We start from the raw sequence: 23,417 nt of genomic DNA, 5'->3' as shown, positions 1-23,417 counted from the left end.
GGCAGCGACTGACACACCGAGGCGCCCGTCCACGCACCCGCACACGCCGACACCAACACGCGCACGCCCCGACACCAAAGTGATGCCGGAGCGTGCGTTTCGAGGGACGGGCGTGGGGAATCCCCACACGCCTCACCGGCCCCGGCAGCGACGGAGCCCGGACGCCGGGGACGCCCCGGACGGATCAGTCCTCGCCGGCCGCCTTCGAGGTCGAGGCCGCCGCCTTCGACGTCGTCGCCTTCTTGGCCGTCGTGGTCGTCTTCTTGGCCGCGGTCGTCGTCTTCTTCGCCGCCGTCTTCTTGGCGGCCGTCTTCTTCGCCGGTGCCGCCTTCTTCGCGACCGTCTTCTTGGCGGGCGCCTTCTTCGCCGTCTTCTTGGCGGGCGTCTTGGCCCGCTTCTCGGCGAGCAGCTCGAAGCCGCGCTCCGGGGTGATCGTCTCGACGCTGTCGCCGGAGCGCAGGGTCGCGTTGGTCTCCCCGTCGGTGACGTACGGCCCGAAGCGGCCGTCCTTGACGACGACCGGCTTGCCGCTGACCGGGTCCGCGCCCAGTTCCTTCAGCGGCGGCTTGGCGGCGGCGCGGCCGCGCTGCTTGGGCTGGGAGTAGATCTCCAGCGCCTCTTCGAGTGTGATCGTGAAGAGCTGGTCCTCGGACTGCAGCGACCGCGAGTCCGTGCCCTTCTTCAGGTACGGGCCGTAGCGGCCGTTCTGCGCGGTGATCTCCACGCCCTCGGCGTCGGTTCCGACGACCCGCGGCAGCGACATCAGCCGGAGGGCGTCGTCCAGGGTGACCGTGTCCAGCGACATCGTCTTGAACAGCGAGGCCGTGCGCGGCTTGACCGCGTTCTTGCCGGTCTTCGGGGTGCCCTCGGGGAGCACCTCGGTGACGTACGGCCCGTAGCGGCCCTTCCTGGCGACGATCTCGTGGCCCGTCGCCGGGTCGGTGCCCAGCTCGAAGTCGCCGCTCGGCGCGGCGAGCAGTTCCTCGGCCAGTTCGAGGGTCAGCTCGTCGGGCGCCAGGTCGTCGGGGATGTCGGCCCGCTGGTGGCCCTCGGCGTCCTTCTCTCCGCGCTCGATGTACGGCCCGAAGCGCCCGACCCGCAGCACGATGCCGTTGCCCACCGGGAACGACGACACCTCACGCGCGTCGATCGCGCCCAGGTCGGTCACCAGCTCCTTGAGGCCGCCGAGGTGGTCGCCGTCGCCGTTGCCCGCCTCGGCCGCGCCGCCGATGCCCGCGCCTTCGCCCTCGCCGAAGTAGAACCGCTTCAGCCACGGCACGGACTGCGCCTCACCGCGGGCGATGCGGTCGAGGTCGTCCTCCATCTTGGCGGTGAAGTCGTAGTCGACGAGCCGCCCGAAGTGCTTCTCCAGGAGGTTGACCACGGCGAAGGACAGGAAGGACGGCACGAGGGCCGTGCCCTTCTTGAACACATAGCCGCGGTCGAGGATCGTCCCGATGATCGACGCGTACGTCGACGGGCGGCCGATCTCCCGCTCCTCGAGCTCCTTGACGAGGCTGGCCTCGGTGTAGCGGGCCGGGGGCTTGGTGGCGTGCCCGTCGACCGTGATCTCCTCGGCGGTGAGGGCGTCGCCCTCGCTGACCTGCGGCAGGCGGCGCTCGCGGTCGTCCAGCTCGGCGTTCGGGTCGTCCGCGCCCTCGACGTACGCCTTGAGGAAGCCGTGGAAGGTGATCGTCTTGCCGGAGGCGCTGAACTCGACGTCCCGGCCGTCGGCGGCGGTGCCACCGATCTTCACGGTCACGCTGTTGCCGGTCGCGTCCTTCATCTGGGAGGCGACGGTCCGCTTCCAGATCAGCTCGTAGAGCCGGAACTGGTCGCCGGTCAGGCCCGTCTCGGCAGGCGTGCGGAAACGATCACCCGAGGGGCGGATCGCCTCGTGCGCCTCCTGCGCGTTCTTGACCTTGCCGGCGTACGTGCGCGGCTGAGCCGGCAGGTAGTCGGCGCCGTACAGCTGCGTGACCTGCGCGCGGGCCGCGGTGATCGCGGTGTCGCTCAGCGTGGTGGAGTCCGTACGCATGTACGTGATGAAGCCGTTCTCGTACAGCTTCTGCGCGATCTGCATCGTGGCCTTCGCGCCGAAGCCGAGCTTGCGGCTGGCCTCCTGCTGCAGCGTCGTCGTACGGAACGGGGCGTACGGCGAGCGGCGGTACGGCTTGGACTCGACGGACCGCACGGAGAACCGCGTGTTCTCCAGGGCGGCGGCGAGGGCGCGGGCGTTGGTCTCGTCGAGGTGGAGGGTGTTCGCGCTCTTCAGTTGTCCCAGGGAGTCGAAGTCGCGGCCCTGCGCGACCCGCCTGCCGTCGACGGACTGGAGGCGGGCGACCAGCGACGACGGGTCCGACGGGTCTCCCGCGCGGCCGGTCGCGAAGGTGCCCGTCAGGTCCCAGTACTCAGCCGAACGAAAGGCGATGCGCTCGCGTTCCCGCTCGACGACGAGCCGCGTGGCGACCGACTGGACGCGGCCCGCCGACAGGCGCGGCATGACCTTCTTCCACAGGACCGGCGACACCTCGTAGCCGTAGAGGCGGTCGAGGATGCGGCGGGTCTCCTGGGCGTCGACCAGCTTCTGGTTGAGCTGGCGCGGGTTGGCGACGGCCGCTCGGATCGCGTCCTTGGTGATCTCGTGGAAGACCATCCGCTTGACCGGGATCTTCGGCTTGAGGACTTCCTGGAGGTGCCAGGCGATCGCCTCGCCCTCCCGGTCCTCATCGGTGGCGAGGAAGAGTTCGTCGGAGTCCTTCAACAGGTCCTTGAGCTTCTTGACCTGTGCCTTCTTGTCCGCGTTGATCACATAGATCGGCTGGAAGTCGTGTTCGACGTCCACACCGAGGCGGCGGACCTCGCCGGTGTACTTCTCCGGCACCTCCGCGGCGCCGTTGGGGAGGTCGCGGATGTGCCCGACGCTCGCCTCGACAACGTATCCGGGGCCGAGATAGCCCTTGATCGTCTTCGCCTTGGCAGGCGACTCGACGATGACGAGTCGGCGGCCGCCCTTCGCGGTCTCGCTGGTCGGGGACAACTTCGCTCTTCTCTCCGGTCGACGCTGGGGCCTCCCCAGGCCTTGTTCCCGGGGTTGGGTCATGGTGACGCTGCGGAGTGTGACGGTACAGCCCGCCCCCGTGTCAAACGGGAAAAGCCCGCAACGGCCACTCGAACGGTAACCCGACTACCGCCATTCCTGCCGCCCGGAGTGTCGACCCGCACTTTTCCGCCGGACCGGAGCGCGACCTCTCAATTGTCCCGCTGCCGCACCGAAGCGGTTCTCACACGGCCTCCCGCAAGATCTTCGGCACCGCTTCCCCGCCGCCCCGGAAGGCTTTCAGAGGCGGGTGAAGCACCACGTTCCGAGGGCCAGTGCGACCACGGCGGCGAACGCCGCGAGCGTCGCCGATGCGATGGGGCTCACACCGTGGGCGACGGGCCGGCGCTGCCGCACCCGAACCGCTGTCCACAGCAGCAGACCGCCTCCGAACAGGGCGAATACCGCTCCAGCGAAGATCGCCGGTCCACTTTCCATGATCGTCCGCGCTCCTCTTCCGCCGCCCGCGCGTGCCCTGTCCCACGAGGCTGGCACGCGCGGGCGGCGCCCGGGCGAACCCGGGGTGAACGCCGGGTCGACGGTCGGGAGCGGCGTGCCGCCGGGAGCCGCGCGCCGGAGTGCGACGGGTCTCACACCGAACGGCGCGCGGGTGCCGTTCGGTGCGGTGTTCTCGTCGCCGGACCCGCTCATCGCGCTCACGATCTTGGCGAATCCGGTGTTTCCGTGATCCTCATCGGTCGCTCTTCGGGCCGCGACGGCCAGGAACCGGGTGTCCGGACCGACTCGAATGTGTCGGTACAGACCGGACCGCGTTGTCGATGCCCTTCTTGCAGCTCATTTTTTGTCGGGCTTCTGAACGGTTCCGATCACCGGGTGGGTGTGTGAGGCAGCGCGATCCGTGAGGGGCGGCTCGGCGCGGGGGCGCCCCGGGACGTCGCAGCCGCCGGGGCGAGGCGGCCCTCAGGCCGGCTCTAGGAAGCCCTGTTCCACCAGCAGCCGGATCTGCGCCGGCGTGCGGTCGCGCAGCAGCACGGGGTCCTCGCCGACGAGCTGCGCGATGGCGTCCAGGATGCGGCCCGCGCTCAGCGAACCGTCGCACACGCCCGCGAAGCCCGCGCCGACCGTGTCCACCCTGGTGGCCCGGCGCATACCGCGGTGCTGGCGCAGCACGACGTGCTCCGGGTCCTCGGCGCCCGGGAGTCCGACCTGCTCCTGCACGACCTCCGCGGCGAGCCTGAAGTGCCCGGCGAGCAGGGCCGCGTCGTCGTGCGCCCGCAGGTGGTCGAGGCGCTCGAAGTGCGCCCGGACCGTGTCCCCGAGCGGCTGCTCGACCGGGTGCGGCCACTCCTCGAGGGTGAGGGTGGGCTCCGCGGACGCCGTCTTGCGCAGCGTGATCCAGCCGAAGCCGACGGCCTTCACCTTGCGCGCCTCGAACTCGTCCAGCCACGCGTCGTACCGCGCCTGGTACTCCCGCGGGTCGGCACGGTGGTCACCGGCGTCCCTGAGCCACAGCTCCGCGTACTGCGTGATGTCCTGCACCTCGCGCTGCACGACCCAGGCGTCGCACCCGCGCGGCACCCATGACCTGATCCTGTCCTGCCAGTCCTCCCCCTCCACGTGCTGCCAGTTGGCGAGGAAGTGCGCGAACCCGCCCTCGTTCAGGCGCTCCCCGGCCTGTTGAACGAGCGACCGGCACAGATCGTCCCCGCCCATCCCGCCGTCCCGGTACGTCAGCCGCGCCCCCGGCGAGATCACGAACGGCGGGTTCGACACGATCAGGTCGAACGTCTCGTCGTCCCGCACGGGCTCGAAGAGCGACCCGGCGCGCAGGTCTGCCGCCGGAGCGCCGGACAGGGCCAGCGTGAGCGCGGTGATGTGCAACGCGCGCGGGTTGAGGTCGGTCGCCGTCACGCGCGTGGCGTGCTGGGCGGCGTGCAGCGCCTGGATCCCGGAGCCGGTGCCGAGGTCGAGGGCGGAGTCGACGGGCGTGCGCACGGTGATCCCGGCGAGGGTCGTCGACGCACCGCCGACGCCGAGGACGACGTTCTCGTCCCGGCTGCCGATGCCTCCGGCCCCGCCGACCGCGCACCCCAGGTCGGACACGATGAACCAGTCCTCGCCGTCCGGCCCGCCGTACGGCCGTACGTCCACGGTCGCGGCGACGTCGTCCTCGCCGGCCCGCCTCAGCCAGCCGCTCTCCACGCACGCGTGGACGGGCAGAACGCCTTCCACGCGCGTGTGCGGGACGGGCTGCTGGAGCAGGAAGAGGCGGACGAGCGTCTCCAGCGGCGTGTCCCCGCGGGTCGCGCGCAGTGCGGGCACGACCTCGCTGCGGGCCAGGGCCGCGTACGCGGGGGCGCCGAGCAGGTCGAGCAGTCCGTCGGCGGTGAAGGAGGCCGCGAGCAGGGCCTCGCGCAGCCGGGCGGCGACGTCGGGGCGGTCGGCGGAGGGAAGGGAGGACAGGGTGGCGTTACTCACGCCACCCATTGTGTCCCGCGCGCCTGCCGCCCGCCCCGCCCGGATCGGCCGACGGGCCCGGCGACGGCCGGGCATGAGCCGGGGGGGCGGGGGCAGCCGGACGTGACCGGGGGCAGCCGGACGTGACCGGGGTCAGCCGGACGTGACCGGCGTCAGCTGGTCGTGGCGCGGGCCGAGGCGGAGGCCGCCACCTTCTTGCAGCTGGCCTGCTGGGCCATGGCGCTCTTGACGTCGCCCTGCTCCAGGTTCTTCAGCGCGGTGTTGCCGCTCTTGCTGAGTTCGCCCAGATCGGTGGCGATGTCCTGAAGGCCGTCGGCGAACTTCGCCTGGTCCTTCGTGTCGAGCGCGTCGACCTGCGTCTTCAGGTCGGCGTACGAGGCGGAGAGGTCGTTGAGGGCCGTGACGGCCGCCTGCTGCTTCTTCTTGCCGTCCTCGACGCCGGGGGGCGCGCCCGCCTTCTGGACGGCCTGCGCGAGCGCCTTGTAGGCGTCGGACATGTCCTGGAAGGCCTGGGAGTCGGTCTTCTGGACGTTCGCCGGGGCGTTGTCGTCCGTGGCGGCCTGCTTGATGGCGTCGTTGGCCGCGTCGACCTTGGCGTCCTGGGCGGGCAGGGCGTCGCAGACCTTCTTCGCCCAGGCGTCGAGCTCCTTGTTGCCGTCGTCGTCGCTGCTGCATCCCGCCAGCGCCAGTACCAGTACCGCACCGCCGGACAGTGCGGCCGCGAGCTTCTTGTTCACCGGATCGGTCCCTTCCATGGCTCTCGGCCCCGGAAACATACACGCCAACCGGTCGACACCCCCAGGATGAATGTCTGCTCTATACATGAATAGAGTCTTTTACACCAAGGGAGAGAAGGCTCACGGGCCGGGCTCGCACACAGCGGAGCGGGCGAACGGCGCGTCAACCCGCGCCGTCCGCCCGCTCCTTGATCTGCGGATCCTGTACGTGCCCTACGAAACCACCGCCGGATCGGCCGACTTGGAGGACGAGTCGGCGTTGTCCTGGTCACCCACGGCGATCCCCCGCCGCTTGGAGACGTACACCGCGCCGACGATCACCAGGAGCGCGAGGACCGCGATCACGATCCGCACGCCGATGTTCGCGTCGTCGCCGTAGCTGAACTTGATCACGGCGGGCGCGATGAGCAGTGCCACCAGGTTCATGACCTTCAGCAGCGGGTTGATCGCGGGGCCGGCCGTGTCCTTGAAGGGGTCACCGACCGTGTCGCCGATCACCGTGGCCGCGTGGGCCTCGCTGCCCTTGCCGCCGTGGTGGCCGTCCTCGACGAGCTTCTTGGCGTTGTCCCAGGCTCCACCGGAGTTGGCGAGGAAGACCGCCATCAGCGTGCCCGAGCCGATCGCGCCCGCGAGGTAGGCGCCGAGCGCGCCGACGCCGAGCGTGAACCCGATGAAGATCGGCGCCATGACGGCGAGCAGCCCCGGGGTCGCCAGTTCCCTGAGCGCGTCCTTCGTACAGATGTCGACGACCTTGCCGTACTCCGGTGTCTCGCTGTAGTCCATGATCCCGGGCTTCTCCCGGAACTGCCGCCGCACCTCGAACACCACGGATCCCGCCGACCGCGACACCGCGTTGATCGCCAGCCCGGAGAAGAGGAAGACGACTGCCGCGCCCGCGATCAGGCCGACGAGGTTGTTGGGCTGCGAGATGTCCATCATCAGGCTCATCGGCGCCCCGTCCCCGCTGAGCTTCTCGCCGACCTCCCGCGCGCCGGTCGTGATCGCGTCACGGTACGACCCGAAGAGCGCCGAGGCCGCGAGGACGGCGGTGGCGATGGCGATGCCCTTGGTGATGGCCTTGGTGGTGTTGCCGACGGCGTCGAGGTTGGTGAGCACCTGCGCGCCCGCGCCCTTGACGTCGCCGGACATCTCGGCGATGCCCTGGGCGTTGTCGGCGACCGGGCCGAAGGTGTCCATCGCGACGATCACGCCGACGGTGGTGAGCAGTCCGGTGCCGGCCAGGGCCACCGCGAACAGCGCCAGCATGATCGACGTACCGCCGAGCAGGAACGCCCCGTACACGCTCAGGCCGATCAGCAGGGCGGTGTAGACAGCCGATTCGAGTCCGACGGAGATTCCGGCGAGGACGACGGTGGCGGGGCCCGTGAGCGACGTCTTGCCGATGTCGCGGACCGGGCGCCGGGTGGTCTCGGTGAAGTAGCCGGTCAACTGCTGGATGACGGCCGCCAGGAGGATGCCGATCGCCACCGCGACGAGGGCGAGGATCCGCGGGTCGCCGCTCTTGCCCTGGATCGCCGCGTCGGTGACGCCGTCGAGGTCCGCGTACGTTCCGGGGAGGTAGACGAACACGGCCACGGCGACCAGCGCGAGGGAGATCACCGCGGAGATGAAGAAGCCCCGGTTGATCGCGGACATGCCGCTGCGGTCGGTGCGGCGCGGGGCGACCGCGAAGATGCCGATCATCGCGGTGACCACGCCGATCGCGGGCACGAGCAGCGGGAAGGCGAGTCCGGCGTCACCGAAGGCCACCTTGCCGAGGATCAGCGCGGCGACCAGCGTCACGGCGTACGACTCGAAGAGGTCGGCCGCCATGCCCGCGCAGTCGCCCACGTTGTCGCCCACGTTGTCGGCGATGGTCGCGGCGTTGCGCGGATCGTCCTCCGGGATGCCCTGCTCGACCTTGCCGACGAGGTCGGCGCCGACGTCGGCGGCCTTGGTGAAGATCCCGCCGCCGACCCTCATGAACATCGCGATGAGCGCCGCGCCCAGGCCGAAGCCCTCCAGCACCTTCGGCGCGTCGGCCGCGTACACCAGCACCACGCAGGAGGCGCCGAGCAGACCGAGCCCCACCGTGAACATGCCGACGACGCCGCCCGTACGAAAAGCGATCTTCATGGCTCTGTGCGAGACGGCGGTGAGGTCCTTTTCCGGTTCACCCTCCGCCGGAGTCGCTTCCCGTGCCGCCGCGGCAACGCGCACATTACTGCGTACGGCGAGCCACATGCCGATATAGCCGGTAGCCGCCGAGAACGCCGCACCGATCAAGAAGAAGACGGATCGTCCGGCGCGCTGATTCCAGTCGTCCGCGGGCAGCAGCATGAGCAGGAAGAACACCACGACGGCGAATACACCGAGCGTGCGCAGTTGCCGGGCGAGATAGGCGTTGGCGCCTTCCTGAACCGCTGCCGCGATCTTCTTCATGCTGTCGGTGCCCTCGCCGGCCGCGAGCACTTGGCGCAGCAGCACGCCCGCGACCACTAGCGCAGCCAGTGCGACGACCCCGATGACCACCACGAGCAGGCGGTTGCCGTCGGTCAGCACTGCGGCTGCGAAGGTTGTGGGGTGGTCCAACCGATGAGGGGTAGAATGCCCCGCCATTCGTCCTCCTTGACGCTTGGGCTGAGCTCAAGATGTGGACGGATTGTAGGTACCGGAACCTGATCAAAACAGTGCGCGGCGCATGCAATTCGCCTTCGCACGCAAGGAGGGCGATCAAGCGCGTGATCAAATGGCCGATCGATGGCTGATCAATCGCCGATCAATGACTGATCGAGTAGGGCCGGTAACGCCTTCGAGGCATTGCGTTTCGTGAATTGATTCACGAATTCACCGGCAAGATTCATTTCTTCAAGATTCACCGCCTGGGACCACTGTAAGCGCGGTCAGCGATCTCCGCACATGACGAAGGGCCCCACGAGTGGGGCCCTTCGCTGTCTGTGTCACCGGTTCACCTGAACGGCCGTCGGCATCGAGCCGACGAAGCCACGCCGGTGGTGTCGGGCCGAGGGTTCAGGCCGGTGGTGCCAGGCCGATGCTTCAGGCCGGTGGTGCCAGGCCGATGCTTCAGGCCGGTGGCGTGGACGCCAGGATGCTCGGCCAGGTCATGCGGATGGCCCCGCCGTGCTCGCCGGCGGTGACCTCCACGTCGTCCACGAGGCCGCTGATGACGGCGAGGCCCATCTCGTCCTCCTCCGCCTCGGCGTCGGCGTCCCCGCCGGTGCCGGGCGCCCGGTCACCGGGTGAGGAGCGTGGCGCCTCGTCGCCCACCTCGATGGAGAACTGTTTCTCCTCCTCGATGAGCAGCACCTTCACCGGCGCGGTGATGCCGCCGGTCTGGTGCAGTCCGACAGCGCGGGTGCAGGCCTCACCGACGGCGAGCCGGACCTCGTCGAGGACGGCCTCGTCCACTCCGGCCCTGCGCGCCACCGCTGCCGCCACCAGTCGGGCGGTCCTGACGTGCTCGGGCAGCGCGCTGAAACGGAGTTCAACGGTGGCCATGCATCCCCCTCGGAACTACGGGCGTGCTGTAGGGGGGCCGGGCCGCCGAAGCCCGGTCCCCCCGGTGTTCAACTGTGCTGCCGCCCCGGGCGCGGCTGTTCTCGTGCCCGGGAACGGCGGTCAGTCGGTGGCCGACACCGCTTCGTCGACCGAGGTGTGAATGGGAAACACCTTGGTGAGACCGGTGATGCGGAAGATCTTCAAAATGCGCTCCTGGTTGCAGACCAGGCGCAGCGAGCCCTCGTGGGCACGCACTCGCTTCAGACCGCCGACCAGCACGCCGAGCCCGGTGGAGTCGAGGAAGTCCACGCCCTCCATGTCGACGACGAGGTGGAAATTCCCGTCGTTCACCAGCTCGACCAGCTGCTCGCGCAGCTTGGGCGCGGTATATACGTCGATTTCGCCACCGACCTCGACGACCGTACGATCGCCGACGGTACGGGTCGACAGGGACAGGTCCACGGATCCTCCAGCACCTTGCTATCGAGCGGTCGCCCCTCGGGACACCTCGGCAGGAGCCCCCGGGACGGTTCGCCAGCCGCGATGGCATTCAATCACTTACCGGCAGGCGTGCACGACGCCTTGGCTCCATTGTCCGTCACGCCAGTGACACACTCGGTGCCGATGGCCAAGAATCACCGATCCGATCGATCCCCGGCACAGCACACCTCCCGCCTGTCGCCGGGCGCGGTCCTGGACCGGCTCGCCCCCGGTCCGAACCGGGCGTCGCGCATCACTCATACGGAGCACTTGCCCCCGCGCGAGGGCCGCCATGCCGTCTGGCCTGACCGGATTCGCCCGGAGGTGATCGCAGCCGTGCAGGCCTGCGGCATCGAGCACCCCTGGGTGCACCAGGCCCGAGCCGCCGAGCACGCCCTGGACGGCGACTCGGTGGTCGTCGCGACGGGCACGGCGTCCGGGAAGTCCCTGGCGTACCTCGTCCCGGTCCTGTCCGCGCTGCTGGAAGGCTCAGAGGCCCCGAACGGCCGCGGCACCACCGCCCTCTACCTGTCCCCCACGAAGGCGCTCGCGGCGGACCAGTGCCGATCCGTGAAGAAACTTTCACAACCACTGGGCACGGCGGTACGCCCTGCCGTGTACGACGGCGACACCCCGTTCGAGGAACGCGAGTGGATCCGCCAGTACGCGAACTACGTCCTCACCAACCCGGACATGCTGCACCGCGGCATCCTGCCGTCCCACCCCCGCTGGTCCTCCTTCCTCAAGTCGCTCCGGTACGTCGTCATCGACGAGTGCCACACCTACCGCGGCGTGTTCGGCTCCCACGTCGCCCAGGTGCTGCGCCGACTGCGCCGGCTGTGCGCCCGCTACGGCGCCTCCCCCGTCTTCCTGCTGGCCTCCGCGACGGCGGCCGAGCCCGCGGTGGCCGCCGGCCGGCTGACCGGCCTGCGCGTGGTCGAGGTCGCCGACGACGCCTCCCCGCGAGGTGAACTGGTGTTCGCCCTCTGGGAGCCCCCGCTCACCGAGATGCAGGGCGAGAAGGGCGCCCCCGTCCGCCGTACCGCCACCGCGGAGACCGCCGACCTGCTCACCGATCTCACCGTCCAGGGGGTGCGGACGGTCGCCTTCGTCCGCTCCCGGCGCGGCGCCGAGCTGATCTCGGTGATCGCCCAGGAACGCCTCGCCGAGGTGGACCGGTCCCTGGCCCGGCGTGTCGCGGCGTACCGCGGCGGCTACCTGCCCGAGGAACGCCGCGCCCTGGAGCAGGCCCTGCACTCCGGCGACCTCCTCGGCCTGGCCGCCACGACCGCCCTGGAACTCGGCATCGACGTCTCGGGACTGGACGCCGTCCTGATCGCCGGCTACCCGGGCACCCGCGCGTCCCTGTGGCAGCAGGCCGGCCGCGCGGGCCGGGCAGGACAGGGCGCCCTCGCCGTCCTGATCGCCCGCGACGACCCCCTGGACACCTTCCTCGTCCACCACCCCGAGGCCCTGTTCGACCGGCCCGTGGAGTCGACGGTCCTCGACCCCGACAACCCCTACGTCCTGGCCCCGCACCTGTGCGCGGCCGCCGCCGAGCTGCCCCTGATGGACGAGGACCTGGCGTTGTTCGGCCCCGGGACGGAGGGACTGCTGCCGCAGCTGGAGGCCGCGAAGCTGCTGCGCCGCCGGACGAGGGCCTGGCACTGGACACGCCGGGAACGGGCCGCCGACCTGACCGACATCCGCGGCGGGGGCGGCCGGCCGGTCCAGATCGTCGAGCAGGGGACGGGCCGTCTGCTCGGCACGGTCGACGAGGGCGCCGCCCACACGACCGTCCACGAGGGCGCCGTCCACCTCCACCAGGGCCGCACCTACCTGGTGCGGTCACTGGACCTGGACGACTCGGTCGCCCTGGTCGAGGAGGCCGAACCGCCGTACTCGACGGTCGCCCGCGACACCACGGCGATCTCCGTGCTGGAGACGGACGTCGAAGTCCCATGGGGCGAGGGGCGGTTGTGCTTCGGCTCCGTCGAGGTCACCAACCAGGTGGTCTCCTTCCTGCGCCGACGGCTCATCACCGGTGAGGTGCTCGGCGAGTCGAAGCTCGACCTGCCTCCCCGCACCCTGCGCACACGCGCCGTGTGGTGGACGGTCACCGAGGACCAGCTGGACGCCGCCCGGATCAACCCGGAGATCCTCGGCGGCGCCCTGCACGCCGCCGAGCACGCCTCCATCGGCATGCTGCCCCTCTTCGCGACCTGCGACCGCTGGGACATCGGCGGCGTGTCGATCCCCCTGCACCCCGACACGCTCCTCCCCACGGTCTTCGTCTACGACGGCCACCCCGGCGGCGCGGGCTTCGCGGAGCGGGCCTTTCACACGGCCCGCTCCTGGCTGACCGCCACCCGCGAGGCCATCGCCTCCTGCGAGTGCGAGGCCGGCTGCCCCTCCTGCATCCAGTCCCCCAAATGCGGCAACGGCAACGACCCGCTGCACAAGAAGGGAGCCGTACGGCTGCTCACGGAACTGCTGCGGGGGGCGCCGGAGGAGAAGCCGGTGAGCTGACCGGGGCGGCGGGGGGCTCGGTGTCCGCCGGCCCGGGAGGCCCCGCTCTCGCCCTGGCCTCCGCGGCGAACGGCCCCCGCCCGGCCGCCGCCGTCACGTCCGAGACCTCCCCCACGACCACGCACCGGACCAACCGCGCCCCCTGCGCCCGAGCCACGCGCTCCGCGCGAGCGCAGGCCGCCGCGGCGCCGTCCGTCCAGTGGTCGGCGGCCGCGAGCGCGGCGAGGTCCGCACCGCCGGCCGCGCGATGCCGGGACAGGACGGCCTGGCCCAGGGCGAGCACCACGCCGAACACCACACACAGCACGACGATCGCCCCGAGCGTCCAGACAGTGGCCGAACCCCGATCGGATCCCGAGCCGTGGAACAGCCATCCGCGGCGGAAACGCCCTCTCACCAGCCCACCTCCCCGTCCTCCGCCGCCACGGCCCCTGCCGCCACGTCCTCCGCCGCCGCCACGGCCTCCTCCCGCACCTCGAACGGCAGCCCCCGCAGCACCGGCGGCCGCGCCACGACCACCACCCGGACCAGGCCGCCTCCCCGGTGAACCGTCACTTGCGCCCCGCGGGGTGCCGTCGCCCGGGTCACCTCGACCACCGCGTCGACCGGGTCCTGCCGGGCGGCGGCCCGGGCACCGGTCCTGGCGGCGTCCACGCACTGGATCTGAGCCGCCATGACGAGCAGGCCCCACACCAGCGCCATCGCGAACGCCACCAGCACCGGTAGCACGACGGCCGACTCCGCCGTCACGAAGCCCCGGTCCCCGCCCCGCATCGGTCCCCACTCACGTACTCGCACTGAGCGCCCGCTTCACGATGTCCTGCAGCGCCTCGGTGACCGCCCCGCTCGTCACCACCTGGTAGAGGATCACGGCGAAGCCGACCGCCGCGACGATGCCCATCGCGTACTCGGACGTCACCATCCCCGCGTCCCTGCGCGCCCCGCGCCCCCCGCACACCAGGGCACGCATCCGCGCCCGTACCGTCTTGCTCATCTCAACCCCCGTGAGGTCCGTTTCCGTTGATTCCGTCGCGTCCACCGGTCCTGCCGGTGCGCTGAACCCGCGCACTGCTCCTGCCAGTGCCTCCTCGTCCTGCCGGTGCTCGCACGCTCACCGCGCCGTCACGGTCCACCCCCTCCCAGAGCCCCGCCGGCCAGCCCGATCACGACGGGTGCGATGCCCACCGCGATGAAGGCGGGCAGGAAGCAGAGCCCCACCGGCGCGGTGACCATGACCGCGGCGCGCCGGGCACGAGCCGTTCCCGTGCGTGCCCACTCGGCCCGGGCGTCGGCGGCGAGCCGGGCGACCGGCGCGGCCGCCGGAAGTCCGGTGACGTCGGCCCGTTCCAGCAGTCGGGCCAGGGCTGCGGCGCCCGGCGCGGCGGCCAGCCTCCGCCAGGCGGTGGCCGGTTCGCCGCCCAGCCGCACCTCGGCGGCACCGCGCGCCAGGCCGTCCCCCACGGGGCCGCCCAAGGCCTCACCCACCGCCTGGGCCGCCATCACCGGACCGGCACCGGCGGCGATGCACGCGGCCAACAGGTCGGCGGCGAGAGGGAGCTGCCGTGCGGCAACCTGTGCGTCGACCGCGTTCACGGGAGCGGCCGCCCGCTGTCGGCGACGCCACCACCCCAGCCCCACAGCGCCGGTCACCCCCACGGCGAGACCGACCGCGCCACCGCCCATCACCCACCCGGTGCCCAGGACGGCCACCTCGGGCAGCCACCGCCGCACAGCCTCCGGCAGGGCAGGACGTGAGGTGTCCGGCTCCCGTGCCGCAGCCGGCAATGCGGCCAGCCGCTGCCGTGTCCGGCGCCCACGCCGCACGCCCGTCAACCACCGCGCGAGCCACACCAGGGCCAGGGCGATCCCCACGACCGCCCCCAGCCTGTGGACAACTTCCGTACTCATTCCGCCTCCGTCTCCCTCATCCGGCACCACCCCACCCGTCATCCGGCACACCCGATCCGCCATTCGGCACCACACGACCTGTCATTCGGCACCACCCGACCCGTCACGGCGACCCGTCGAGCGGACCGCAGAGCTCTCCTCGCCTCCCGCCCGCTCCCGCCTCACGTCTCCTCCGCGCCCCGCACGATGCGCACCGCCCACCACATCCCGAGGGCCTCCAGCACCCCGCCGACCAGCAGGCACCCCCACCCCGCGCCGGTGTGCAGCAGGACGTGCAGGGGGTCGGCGCCCAGCGCGGTCCCCAGGGCGAGTCCCAGGACCGGCAGCCCGGCGAGCATCACCGCCGTGGAGCGCGTGCCCGCCAACTGCGCTCTGAGGTCGGCTCGCTGGTCCCGCTCCGCTCGCAGTGCCCCCTCGAGGCGGTCGAGGCCGGCGGCGAGGCCCGCTCCCTGGTCCACGGCCACCCGCCAGCACGCGGCGAGCCCCAGGAGCCCGTCGGCCCCCGGTTGCCGTGCCGCGACCGCGAGCGCACCGGGCACGTCCCCACCGAACCGTGCCGCCGCCAGCACGGCGGGCTGTGCCGCACCCAGTCCTGCGGAATCCCTGGCGGCCCGCCGCAGGGCCTCACCGGGCTGCTGTCCCGCGCGCACCTCCCCGGCGAGAGCCCCGCACAGCGCGATCACGGCGTCACCCCGGCGCTCCCTGCCCCGCCGAGCCTCACGAGCGCGCCGCGCCCGGCGCAGCAGGGGCACTCCGGCCGCCCCCGCGACGACCGGCAGCACCGAGGCACCCAGCACCGCAAGGACCAGCCCGACGACCGGCGCCCACCACTCGGGGCGCCACCGCCCGCGGATCCTGCGCAGCTCGTCGGCGAGATCCGGCCAGGACGGGGGACCGCTGTCGACCACCCCGCCTCCCGCCAGCAGCAGCTGCGCCCGCCGGGCTCCGGAGTACGGCCCGCCGAGCAGCCAGATCGCCGCGCCGGCGCAGGCCGCGGCCGCGACCATCGGCACCTCAGGCGTCACGTTCATCTCCCTCTCCGCTCCCCTGGCCCCGCAGCAGTTCCCGCAGCCGCTCCCACCCGCGCTCCCGGCTGAACGCCCGCGCCTGCCACCGCAGCGCGGGCACCGTCCGCACCAGTCCGGACGGGTCCCGCTCCAGCACGTGCACCTCGGCAATCCGCCGCCGCCCGGCCGGATCGCGCACGAGGTGCAGCACCACCGACAGGGCGGCCGCCATCTGGCTGTGCAGCGCGGCCCGATCGAGCCCGGCCGCCGTGCCGAGCGCCTCCAGCCGGGCGGGCACGTCCGCGGCGGCGTTGGCGTGGACCGTCCCGCAGCCGCCCTCGTGCCCTGTGTTCAGCGCGGCCAGCAGATGGACGACCTCCGGCCCGCGCACCTCGCCCACGACCAGCCGGTCCGGTCGCATGCGCAGCGCCTGTCGCACCAGGTCCTCCAGCGTGACGAGCCCCGCTCCCTCCTGGTTGGCGGGTCGGCTCTCCAACCGGACGACGTGCGGGTGGTCGGGCCGCAGCTCAGCCGAGTCCTCCGCGAGCACGATCCGCTCCCCCGGCCCGCCCAGCCCCAGCAGGGCGCTGAGCAGGGTCGTCTTGCCGCTGCCGGTGCCCCCGCTGACCAGGAACGACAGCCGGGCCCGCAGCAGGTCGCGCAGCACCTGGTCTCCGCCCGGCGGCACCGTGCCCGCGGCCACCAGTTCGTCGAGTGTGAACGCCCGTGGCCGTACCACCCGCAGCGACAGACAGGTGCAGCCGACGGCGACCGGAGGCAGCACCGCGTGCAGCCGGGTACCGTCTGGCAGCCGCGCGTCGGCCCATGGCCGGGCGTCGTCCAGGCGACGGCCGGCCACCGCGGCGAGGCGCTGCGCGAGGCGCCGTACGGCTGCCGCGTCCGGGAAGGAGACGTTGGTCAGTTCCAGTCCGCCGCCGCGGTCGACCCAGACCCGGTCGGGGGCGGACACGAGCACGTCGGTCACCGACGGGTCGGCGAGCAGCGGTTCCAGCGGCCCGCTGCCGACCAGTTCCGAGCGCAGTTGCTCGGCCGCGCCGAGGACCTCCGCGTCACCGAGGACTCGCCCCTGCTCCCGCAACGCCTGCGCGACGCGGGCGGGGGTCGGCTCCGCGCCGCTCTCGGCGAGCCACTGCCGTACGCCGTCGAGCAGTGTTCCCGTCACCTTCGGCCGTTCGAGTCCGGGCAGCGCGCTCATGCGGCACCCGCCTCGACCAGCGCCCGCTCCCAGAACTGCTTGCAGAAGCGGGCGAGGGGCCCGCGCGGGGCGGCTCCGGGCGGAGCCTTGCCGCCGTCGACCCGCAGCAGACCCGACTCGACGGGCACCTCCCCGGCCAGCGGCAGTCCGAGCAGTCGGGCCACTTCGCGGTCGTGGAGTCCAGGCGCGTACGGTCCGCGGACCGCGACCCTCAGGTCCCGCAGGACCATGCCGACGGCGGAGGCGACCCGGCCGGCCGCCGCGACGGCACGCAGTTCGGCGGGGACGACGAGGAGCCCGACGTCGATCTGGGCGAGAGCCTCGGCGACGCCGTCGTCGATGCGGCGCGGCAGGTCGACGACGACCGTGCCGCCCCGTCGCCGGGCGGCGGCGAGCACCGCGCGCACCGCCTGCGGCGGGATGGCGACGCAGTCGCCGCGGTCCCAGCTGAGGACCCTCAGCTGGTGCAGTTCGGGCAGCGACTCCTCCAGCGCGCTGCCACCGACCCGTCCGCGCGAGGCGGCGAACGCGGGCCAGCGCAGTCCGTCCTCGGCCTCACCGCCGAGGAGTACGTCGAGCCCGCCGCCCAGCGGGTCGGCGTCCACGAGGAGCGTACGCAGCCCCTCACGCGCGGAGGTGACGGCGAGGGCGCACGCGAGTGTGGACGCTCCGGCCCCGCCGCGCCCGCCGACGACTCCGACGGTGAGGGCGGGCCGGCCGACACCCTCCGCGACGTCGGCGATGCGGTCGACCAGCCACTGTTCGCCGTCGGGCAGCACCAGGACGTGGTCGGCGCCGATCTCGACAGCCCTGCGCCACACCCCGGAGTCGTCCTGGTCGCGTCCCACGAGGACCACTCCTCGTCTGCGGGTGGCTCCGCGCACCCGGCGCGCTGCGTCGTCCCCGACGAGGACGAGTGGGGCGGCCTCCCATCCGCCCCGCTGCGCGGGCACCGAGGGGTGCACCTCGGGTGTGGCGCCCGCCGCGGCGCACAGCCGCAGCAGGTCGTCCAGGAGTTCGGCGTCCTCGGTGACGATCAGCGGCCTGCCCTGCCGTCCTCCGGCGGTGGGCGGCGGGTCGTGTGTGACGGCTCCGGTCACGGTGTCCATCCCCCTTCGCTGCGTGGCACGCGCCTCTGTGCGGCCCCGCGATTCCCGTGCGTGCGAAGGACCGGCGAGCGGTCCCCCTGTGAGCGGCCGGCGGAAACCGGCCTCGACGTCCGCGAACGGAACCGGTCATGAACTCGGCGCGAGCGGACGCGTTGGAATCACGGTGCAGCGAACCCGGAAAACGTGTGGATCTTGGTGGATAACTGTGGACGAGTGGGTGGTTGTGAATATCGCCGTCACCCATACCGGTGACCGCGGCACCACTCCCTGTGCGACTTCCGCAGAGCAGTCCGACGACTACCCACAGTGATGGCCGATGGGCAGGGTGCAGGGACGGCCGTGACCGACCGAACGCGGCGCCACCGCCGCCTGCTCAAGGAGAAAACCCACCCGGACATGCGACGACCCCCGCCGGGGGGGAGAGCGGGGGTCGTCTCCACGGCCGACTCGGGGGGGGAGGAGCCGGACCGGGTTAGCACGGTCGCGAACGATCCGTGACTTCCATGGTGTACCCGAGAGCCCTCTCAGGCAAACCCACGCGCCAACCTTACGCCGAATGGGCTGCCCCTATGCTCTCGGTTGTGGAAAACCACTCCTTGCCCCGCACAGCGGCCTTCTTTGACCTGGACAAGACGGTCATTGCGAAGTCGAGCACGCTCACCTTCAGCAAGTCCTTCTACCAAGGCGGGCTCATCAACCGCAGGGCGGCCCTGCGCACCGCGTACGCCCAGTTCGTCTTCCTCGTCGGTGGTATGGACCACGACCAGATGGAACGGACGCGCGAATACCTGTCCGCGATGGTGCGCGGCTGGAATGTCCAGCACGTGAAGGAGATCGTCGCCGAGACCCTCCACGACCTGATCGACCCACTCATCTACGACGAGGCGGCCTCCCTGATCGAGGAGCATCACACCGCGGGCCGCGACGTGGTGATCGTGTCGACGTCGGGCGCGGAGGTGGTCGAGCCGATCGGTGAGCTGCTCGGCGCGGACCGGGTGGTGGCCACCCGCATGGTCGTGGGCGAGGACGGCTGCTTCACCGGCGAGGTGGAGTACTACGCGTACGGGCCGACGAAGGCGGAGGCGATCAAGGAGCTGGCGGAGTCGGAGGGGTACGACCTGTCGCGCTGCCACGCCTACAGCGACTCGGCGACGGACCTGCCGATGCTGGAGGCAGTGGGCCATCCGCACGCCGTGAACCCGGACCGCGCGCTGCGCCGCGAGGCCGTCGCGCGGGGGTGGCCGATTCTCGACTTCCACCGTCCGGTGCGCCTGAAGCAGCGCATTCCGTCGTTCAGCGTGCCGCCCCGCCCTGCCCTGGTCGCCGCGGCCGCCATAGGTGCCGCGGCCGCCACGGCCGGCCTCGTCTGGTACGCCAGTCGGCGCAGGTCGGCGGCAGCCGTCTGAACGGCGCGGACCCGCCGAAACCCGGATCGCGGGCCCGCCGAACCCGGGTCGCGGCCCCGTGCTCCAAGTCGCGGTATGGCCGACCCCAGGCCGCTGCGTGGCCGACCCCAGCTCGCAGGTCGGCTGAGCCCAGGTTGCGGGTCGGCCGAGCCCAAGGCGCAGCCTCACCCGCCCCTGGCGGCGCCCCAGCCCCACCAGCCCCCCGGCCTACGCTCGTCCACAAGTCCGTTTAATACCTGTTTAAGGGTAAAAGTAAAGAACTGATGGCAGGGCTTCCGCTTATGGGGCTCCTGGAGTACAAAGGACTCAACGGCCCGCGAGACCTAGGACATCCGAAAGGATCACCTTAAAAACGCAGATGGCCCCACGGACCGGTTGCATGGACACCGAGCACCCACGCGACGTCGACCCGTCGATTACGGGCCAGCCGCACCAGGTAACGGGCAAAGACCCCGACCTGATGGGCGACATATCGAGGACGCTTGGTAACCCGGTGAGCATGCCAGCGGCGGTACGAGGACTCGTACCGCCGCATCTTTTGTCCGGGCGCCCGCCAGCGGGCCGCCCGCGTTGACCCGCTCGGCGCTAAGCAGCCCCGCGTTGCAGCGCCTCGCACACCGCCGTGGACTCGCGGGCGCCCAACTCGACAGCGCGGCCGCAGTGGGCGATCCAGGCCGCCATGCCCTCCGGGGTCCCGGAGACGTAGCCCTCCAGGGCGGCCAGGTAGGCCGCCCGGCCCAGTTCCGCGTGGCCCACCTCGGCCGGGCAGACCGATTTGGGGTCCAGTCCGCTGCCGATCAGCACGATGCGCTCGGCCGCGCGCGCGACCAGACCGTTGTGCGAGGCGAAGGGGCGCAGCGCGAGCAGTTCGCCATGGACGACGGCCGCCGTCACCAGGGCGGGCGCGGAACTGCCCGCCACGATCAGAGCGGAAAGGCCCTCCAGCCGGCCGGAGACCTCGTCGGCGCCGGGCAGCGGCAGCTCGATCAGCGGTTCGTCGACGGGCTCACCGGCCAGTCGCGGGCGCCCGACGTCGTCCCCCTTGCCCGCAGCGGCCACCAGGTGCAGCCGCGCCAGCACCCGCAGGGGTGACTGGCGCCAGATCGACAGCAGCTGACCGGCCTCCGCGGTCAGCCGCAGCGCGGCACCTACGACGAGCGCCTCGTCGTCGACCCCGAAGTCGCTGCGGCGGCGCACCTCCTCCAGAGCCCAGTCCGCGCCGGACAGCGCCGACGAACCACGGGCCCCGCGCAGGGCCGCCTCGGAGGTGACCGCAGTGCTGCGGCGGCGCATCACACGGTGACCGTAGACCCGGTCCACGGCCTTGCGGACGGTCTCCACGGACTCGGCCACCCCGGGCAGCGATCCCAAGGTGGCGAGCGGATCGGTGGCAGAGCCTGTCGTACTCATGAGTGCGACCCTACGCAACAGGCGCCCGCACCCCTCGAAGGAGTGGTCTTCTTCACGCACCCCTGCCACGTACAGCTATCACCACACTACTCTTGGTGAACATGAAAATTGCTTTCGTTGGGAAGGGCGGCAGCGGCAAGACCACCCTGTCCTCCCTGTTCATCCGCCGCCTCGCCGCCATCGGCGCACCCGTGATCGCGATCGACGCGGACATCAACCAGCACCTGGGCGCCGCGCTCGGCCTCGACGACGCGGACGCCGCCGAGCTGCCCGCGATGGGCGACCGGCTGCCGCTGATCAAGGAGTACCTGCGCGGCTCCAACCCCCGCATCGCCTCCACCGAGACGATGATCAAGACGACACCGCCCGGCGAGGGCTCGCGGCTGCTGCGGGTGCGCGAGGAAAACCCGGTGTACGACGCCTGCGCACGCACCGTGGAACTCGACGGCGGCGCCGTCCGTTTGATGGTCACGGGCCCCTTCACGGACGCCGACCTGGGGGTCGCCTGCTACCACTCCAAGACGGGAGCGGTGGAGCTGTGCCTGAACCACCTGGTGGACGGCCGTGACGAGTACGTCGTGGTCGACATGACGGCGGGCTCGGACTCCTTCGCCTCCGGCATGTTCACCCGCTTCGACATCACGTTCCTCGTCGCCGAGCCGACCCGGAAAGGAGTCTCCGTCTACCGCCAGTACAAGGAGTACGCCCGGGACTTCGGCGTGCAGCTGAAGGTCGTCGGCAACAAGGTGCAGGGCCAGGACGACCTCGACTACCTCCGCGCCGAGGTCGGGGACGACCTGCTCGTGACGGTCGGACAGTCGCACTGGGTCCGCGCCATGGAGAAGGGCAGGCCGCCCCGGTTCGACGCCTTGGAGGACACCAACCGCCACGCCCTGGACCTGCTGCGCTCGACCGTCGACGCGGCGTACGAGCGGCGCGACTGGGAGCGTTACACCCGCCAGATGGTGCACTTCCATCTCAAGAACGCCCAGTCCTGGGGCAACGAGCGGACCGGGGCCGACCTGGCCGCCCAGGTCGACCCCGGGTTCATCCTGCGCGAGAGCGTCACCGCCACCGCCTGACGGCCGCGCACCCCGGCCCGCCCGGTGCCGAGCGCCCACCCGGCACCTACCGCCCGCCGGCGTCCACCGCCCGCCCCAACACCTACTGGCGGGCCGGCGGCGCCCCGGGCACGCCCTTCGGGGCCGGGGCGGGGTCGCCGGAGAGGAAGGTCTCCCAGCCCTGCCTCGGGGACTCGCCGACCTCCAGGGTGCGCAGCTTGGCCAGGACGCGCGGGTCCTGGGCGTCCAGCCAGTCGGCCAACTGCCGGAAGGAGACACAGCGCACGTCCTCCTTGGTGCAGACGGCCTCCACGACCTCCTCGACGGCGCGCATGTAGGCACCGCCGTTCCAGGACTCGAAGTGGTTGCCGATGATCAGGGGCGCGCGGTTGCCGTCGTAGGCGCGCCGGAAGCCGCCGAGCAGGCCGTCGCGCATCTGGTCCCCCCAGTAGGCATGCTTGTCGGGGTCTCCCTGGGTGGTGGTGCCGGACTGGTTGACCATGAAGTTGTAGTCCATGGTGAGCTGCTCGTAGGAGTGGCCGGGGAAGGGCACGAGCTGCATCGACAGGTCCCACAGGCCCTGTTGCCTCCCGGGCCAGACCTGGTTGTTGACGCCGCTGGTGTCGTAGCGGAAGCCGAGTTCACGGGCCGCCTTCATGAAGTTCTCCCGGCCTTCCAGGCAGGGGGTGCGGGCTCCGACGAGCTCCTTGTCGTAGTCGAAGGGCAGCGGCGCCGCCGTCTTCATGCCGGTGTTGCTCTTCCAGGTCTTCACGAACTGCTTGGCCTGGGCGATCTCGTCCTTCCACTCCTCGACCGACCACTCTCCGACCCCGCCGCCCTTGCCGCAGAAGTGGCCGTTGAAGTGGGTGCCGATCTCGTTGCCCTCCAGCCAGGCCAGACGCAGTTGCTGCACGGTGGCGGCGATGCCCTGACGGTCGTTGAAGCCGATGTCCGAGCGGCCCGGCGAGTGCTGGGGCGGCTTGTAGAGGTCGCGCTTGTCGTCCGGCAGCAGGTACACGCCGCTGAGGAAGTACGTCATCGAGGCGTTGTTCGCCTTGGCCACCTTGCGGAAGTGGGAGAACAGCCGCTGACTGTCCTCGCCGGCACCGTCCCAGGAGAAGACGACGAACTGCGGCGGCTTCCGGCCCGGCTTCAGACGCTCGGGTCTGGGCTGGTACGGCTGGGCACCGGTGAAGGCGGTGGAGCCGTCGCCGATCAGGCGGTCTGCACTCCCGGGGGCCGTGGCCTGCTCGCCGTTACGCGGAGCCGGGGCCTGCTCTCCGTTTGGCGGGCCGGGCGCTCCTTCCCGGAGACCGTCGGTCCCGCCGGTTGCTGTCGTGCAGCCCGCAAGCGATGCGGCGACGGCCGCGGCAACCACGGCGTTCGCAGCGATCCTCTGGGTGGCGGCCATCTTCCGCCCACCTTCTTCCTTCTCTCAGGCCGACGCCGACAGGGGCGTTCGGCGGGTGGCATGTCGGGAGGAGCCGACAGCGCCG

19 protein-coding genes are annotated in these 23,417 nt (G+C 71.6%); 3 read left to right on the top strand and 16 right to left on the bottom strand.

The features are described from left to right. Positions 1-184: 184 nt before the first annotated feature. The 7 genes from topA to bldG form a co-directional block, all read right to left on the bottom strand. On the bottom strand, positions 185-3,040 hold the full coding sequence (topA, locus tag ACFV9M_RS10180) for a type I DNA topoisomerase (RefSeq protein ID WP_385065420.1): 2,856 nt from the start codon (positions 3,038-3,040) through the stop codon (positions 185-187). Between the two features lie 300 nt (positions 3,041-3,340). Further along, the gene (locus ACFV9M_RS10175; RefSeq protein ID WP_385065421.1) at positions 3,341-3,538 is read right to left on the bottom strand and encodes a hypothetical protein; all 198 of its coding nucleotides are present in this window, start codon (positions 3,536-3,538) and stop codon (positions 3,341-3,343) included. 483 nt (positions 3,539-4,021) lie between these two features. Continuing rightward, positions 4,022-5,548, bottom strand: a complete 1,527-nt coding sequence (locus ACFV9M_RS10170) for a methyltransferase (RefSeq protein WP_385065424.1) — start codon at positions 5,546-5,548, stop codon at positions 4,022-4,024. A 143-nt stretch (positions 5,549-5,691) separates the two neighbouring features. Beyond that, positions 5,692-6,294, bottom strand: coding sequence for a small secreted protein (locus ACFV9M_RS10165; RefSeq protein WP_385065426.1), 603 nt, complete (start codon positions 6,292-6,294; stop codon positions 5,692-5,694). Between the two features lie 195 nt (positions 6,295-6,489). Next, positions 6,490-8,895, bottom strand: a complete 2,406-nt coding sequence (locus ACFV9M_RS10160) for a sodium-translocating pyrophosphatase (protein WP_385065429.1) — start codon at positions 8,893-8,895, stop codon at positions 6,490-6,492. A 465-nt stretch (positions 8,896-9,360) separates the two neighbouring features. After that, on the bottom strand, positions 9,361-9,795 hold the full coding sequence (locus tag ACFV9M_RS10155; RefSeq protein ID WP_385065431.1) for an ATP-binding protein: 435 nt from the start codon (positions 9,793-9,795) through the stop codon (positions 9,361-9,363). 120 nt (positions 9,796-9,915) lie between these two features. After that, positions 9,916-10,257: an anti-sigma factor antagonist BldG gene (bldG, locus tag ACFV9M_RS10150; protein WP_121787637.1), complete on the bottom strand. Its 342-nt coding sequence runs from the start codon at positions 10,255-10,257 to the stop codon at positions 9,916-9,918. An 81-nt stretch (positions 10,258-10,338) separates the two neighbouring features. On the opposite strand from bldG, the gene ACFV9M_RS10145 reads away from it, so the two are divergent. Then, positions 10,339-12,804, top strand: coding sequence for a DEAD/DEAH box helicase (locus ACFV9M_RS10145; RefSeq protein WP_385065434.1), 2,466 nt, complete (start codon positions 10,339-10,341; stop codon positions 12,802-12,804). Here ACFV9M_RS10145 and ACFV9M_RS10140 read toward each other — a convergent pair. The 7 genes from ACFV9M_RS10140 to ssd form a co-directional block, all read right to left on the bottom strand. Continuing rightward, the gene (locus ACFV9M_RS10140) at positions 12,758-13,201 is read right to left on the bottom strand and encodes an Rv3654c family TadE-like protein (RefSeq protein WP_385065435.1); all 444 of its coding nucleotides are present in this window, start codon (positions 13,199-13,201) and stop codon (positions 12,758-12,760) included. The two genes, ACFV9M_RS10145 and ACFV9M_RS10140, sit on opposite strands and share 47 nt — an antisense overlap. After that, on the bottom strand, positions 13,198-13,578 hold the full coding sequence (locus ACFV9M_RS10135) for a TadE family type IV pilus minor pilin (RefSeq protein WP_385065589.1): 381 nt from the start codon (positions 13,576-13,578) through the stop codon (positions 13,198-13,200). Before ACFV9M_RS10135 ends, ACFV9M_RS10140 begins: the two co-directional genes overlap by 4 nt. Before the next feature lie 10 nt (positions 13,579-13,588). After that, complete coding sequence (locus ACFV9M_RS10130) at positions 13,589-13,798, bottom strand: DUF4244 domain-containing protein (protein WP_385065438.1); 210 nt, start codon at positions 13,796-13,798, stop codon at positions 13,589-13,591. 128 nt (positions 13,799-13,926) lie between these two features. Continuing rightward, positions 13,927-14,712, bottom strand: coding sequence for a type II secretion system F family protein (locus tag ACFV9M_RS10125; protein WP_385065440.1), 786 nt, complete (start codon positions 14,710-14,712; stop codon positions 13,927-13,929). A 161-nt stretch (positions 14,713-14,873) separates the two neighbouring features. Beyond that, positions 14,874-15,743, bottom strand: a complete 870-nt coding sequence (locus tag ACFV9M_RS10120; protein ID WP_385065444.1) for a type II secretion system F family protein — start codon at positions 15,741-15,743, stop codon at positions 14,874-14,876. Further along, the gene (locus ACFV9M_RS10115) at positions 15,727-16,935 is read right to left on the bottom strand and encodes a TadA family conjugal transfer-associated ATPase (protein ID WP_385065446.1); all 1,209 of its coding nucleotides are present in this window, start codon (positions 16,933-16,935) and stop codon (positions 15,727-15,729) included. Before ACFV9M_RS10115 ends, ACFV9M_RS10120 begins: the two co-directional genes overlap by 17 nt. Continuing rightward, positions 16,932-18,044 (bottom strand): septum site-determining protein Ssd, encoded by a 1,113-nt coding sequence (gene ssd / locus ACFV9M_RS10110; RefSeq protein ID WP_385065448.1) that lies wholly within the window; start codon positions 18,042-18,044, stop codon positions 16,932-16,934. Before ssd ends, ACFV9M_RS10115 begins: the two co-directional genes overlap by 4 nt. 569 nt (positions 18,045-18,613) lie before the next feature. On the opposite strand from ssd, the gene ACFV9M_RS10105 reads away from it, so the two are divergent. Next, positions 18,614-19,450 carry an HAD family hydrolase gene (locus ACFV9M_RS10105; protein WP_385065451.1) on the top strand — a complete coding sequence of 279 codons (837 nt, stop codon included), beginning with the start codon at positions 18,614-18,616 and terminating at the stop codon, positions 19,448-19,450. A 585-nt stretch (positions 19,451-20,035) separates the two neighbouring features. Here the strand turns inward: ACFV9M_RS10105 and ACFV9M_RS10100 are convergent. Continuing rightward, positions 20,036-20,860 carry an oxidoreductase gene (locus ACFV9M_RS10100; RefSeq protein ID WP_385065453.1) on the bottom strand — a complete coding sequence of 275 codons (825 nt, stop codon included), beginning with the start codon at positions 20,858-20,860 and terminating at the stop codon, positions 20,036-20,038. 101 nt (positions 20,861-20,961) lie between these two features. On the opposite strand from ACFV9M_RS10100, the gene ACFV9M_RS10095 reads away from it, so the two are divergent. Then, the gene (locus tag ACFV9M_RS10095; protein WP_385065455.1) at positions 20,962-21,942 is read left to right on the top strand and encodes an ATP-binding protein; all 981 of its coding nucleotides are present in this window, start codon (positions 20,962-20,964) and stop codon (positions 21,940-21,942) included. 82 nt (positions 21,943-22,024) lie between these two features. Here the strand turns inward: ACFV9M_RS10095 and ACFV9M_RS10090 are convergent, their stop codons facing one another. After that, positions 22,025-23,332, bottom strand: a complete 1,308-nt coding sequence (locus ACFV9M_RS10090; protein WP_385065457.1) for a hypothetical protein — start codon at positions 23,330-23,332, stop codon at positions 22,025-22,027. Between the last annotated feature and the right edge of the window lie 85 nt (positions 23,333-23,417).

It is taken from the genome of Streptomyces sp. NPDC059895 (genome assembly GCF_042731035.1).
GTDB lineage: Bacteria > Actinomycetota > Actinomycetes > Streptomycetales > Streptomycetaceae > Streptomyces.
This window is presented reverse-complemented; position numbering and strand designations above follow the sequence as displayed.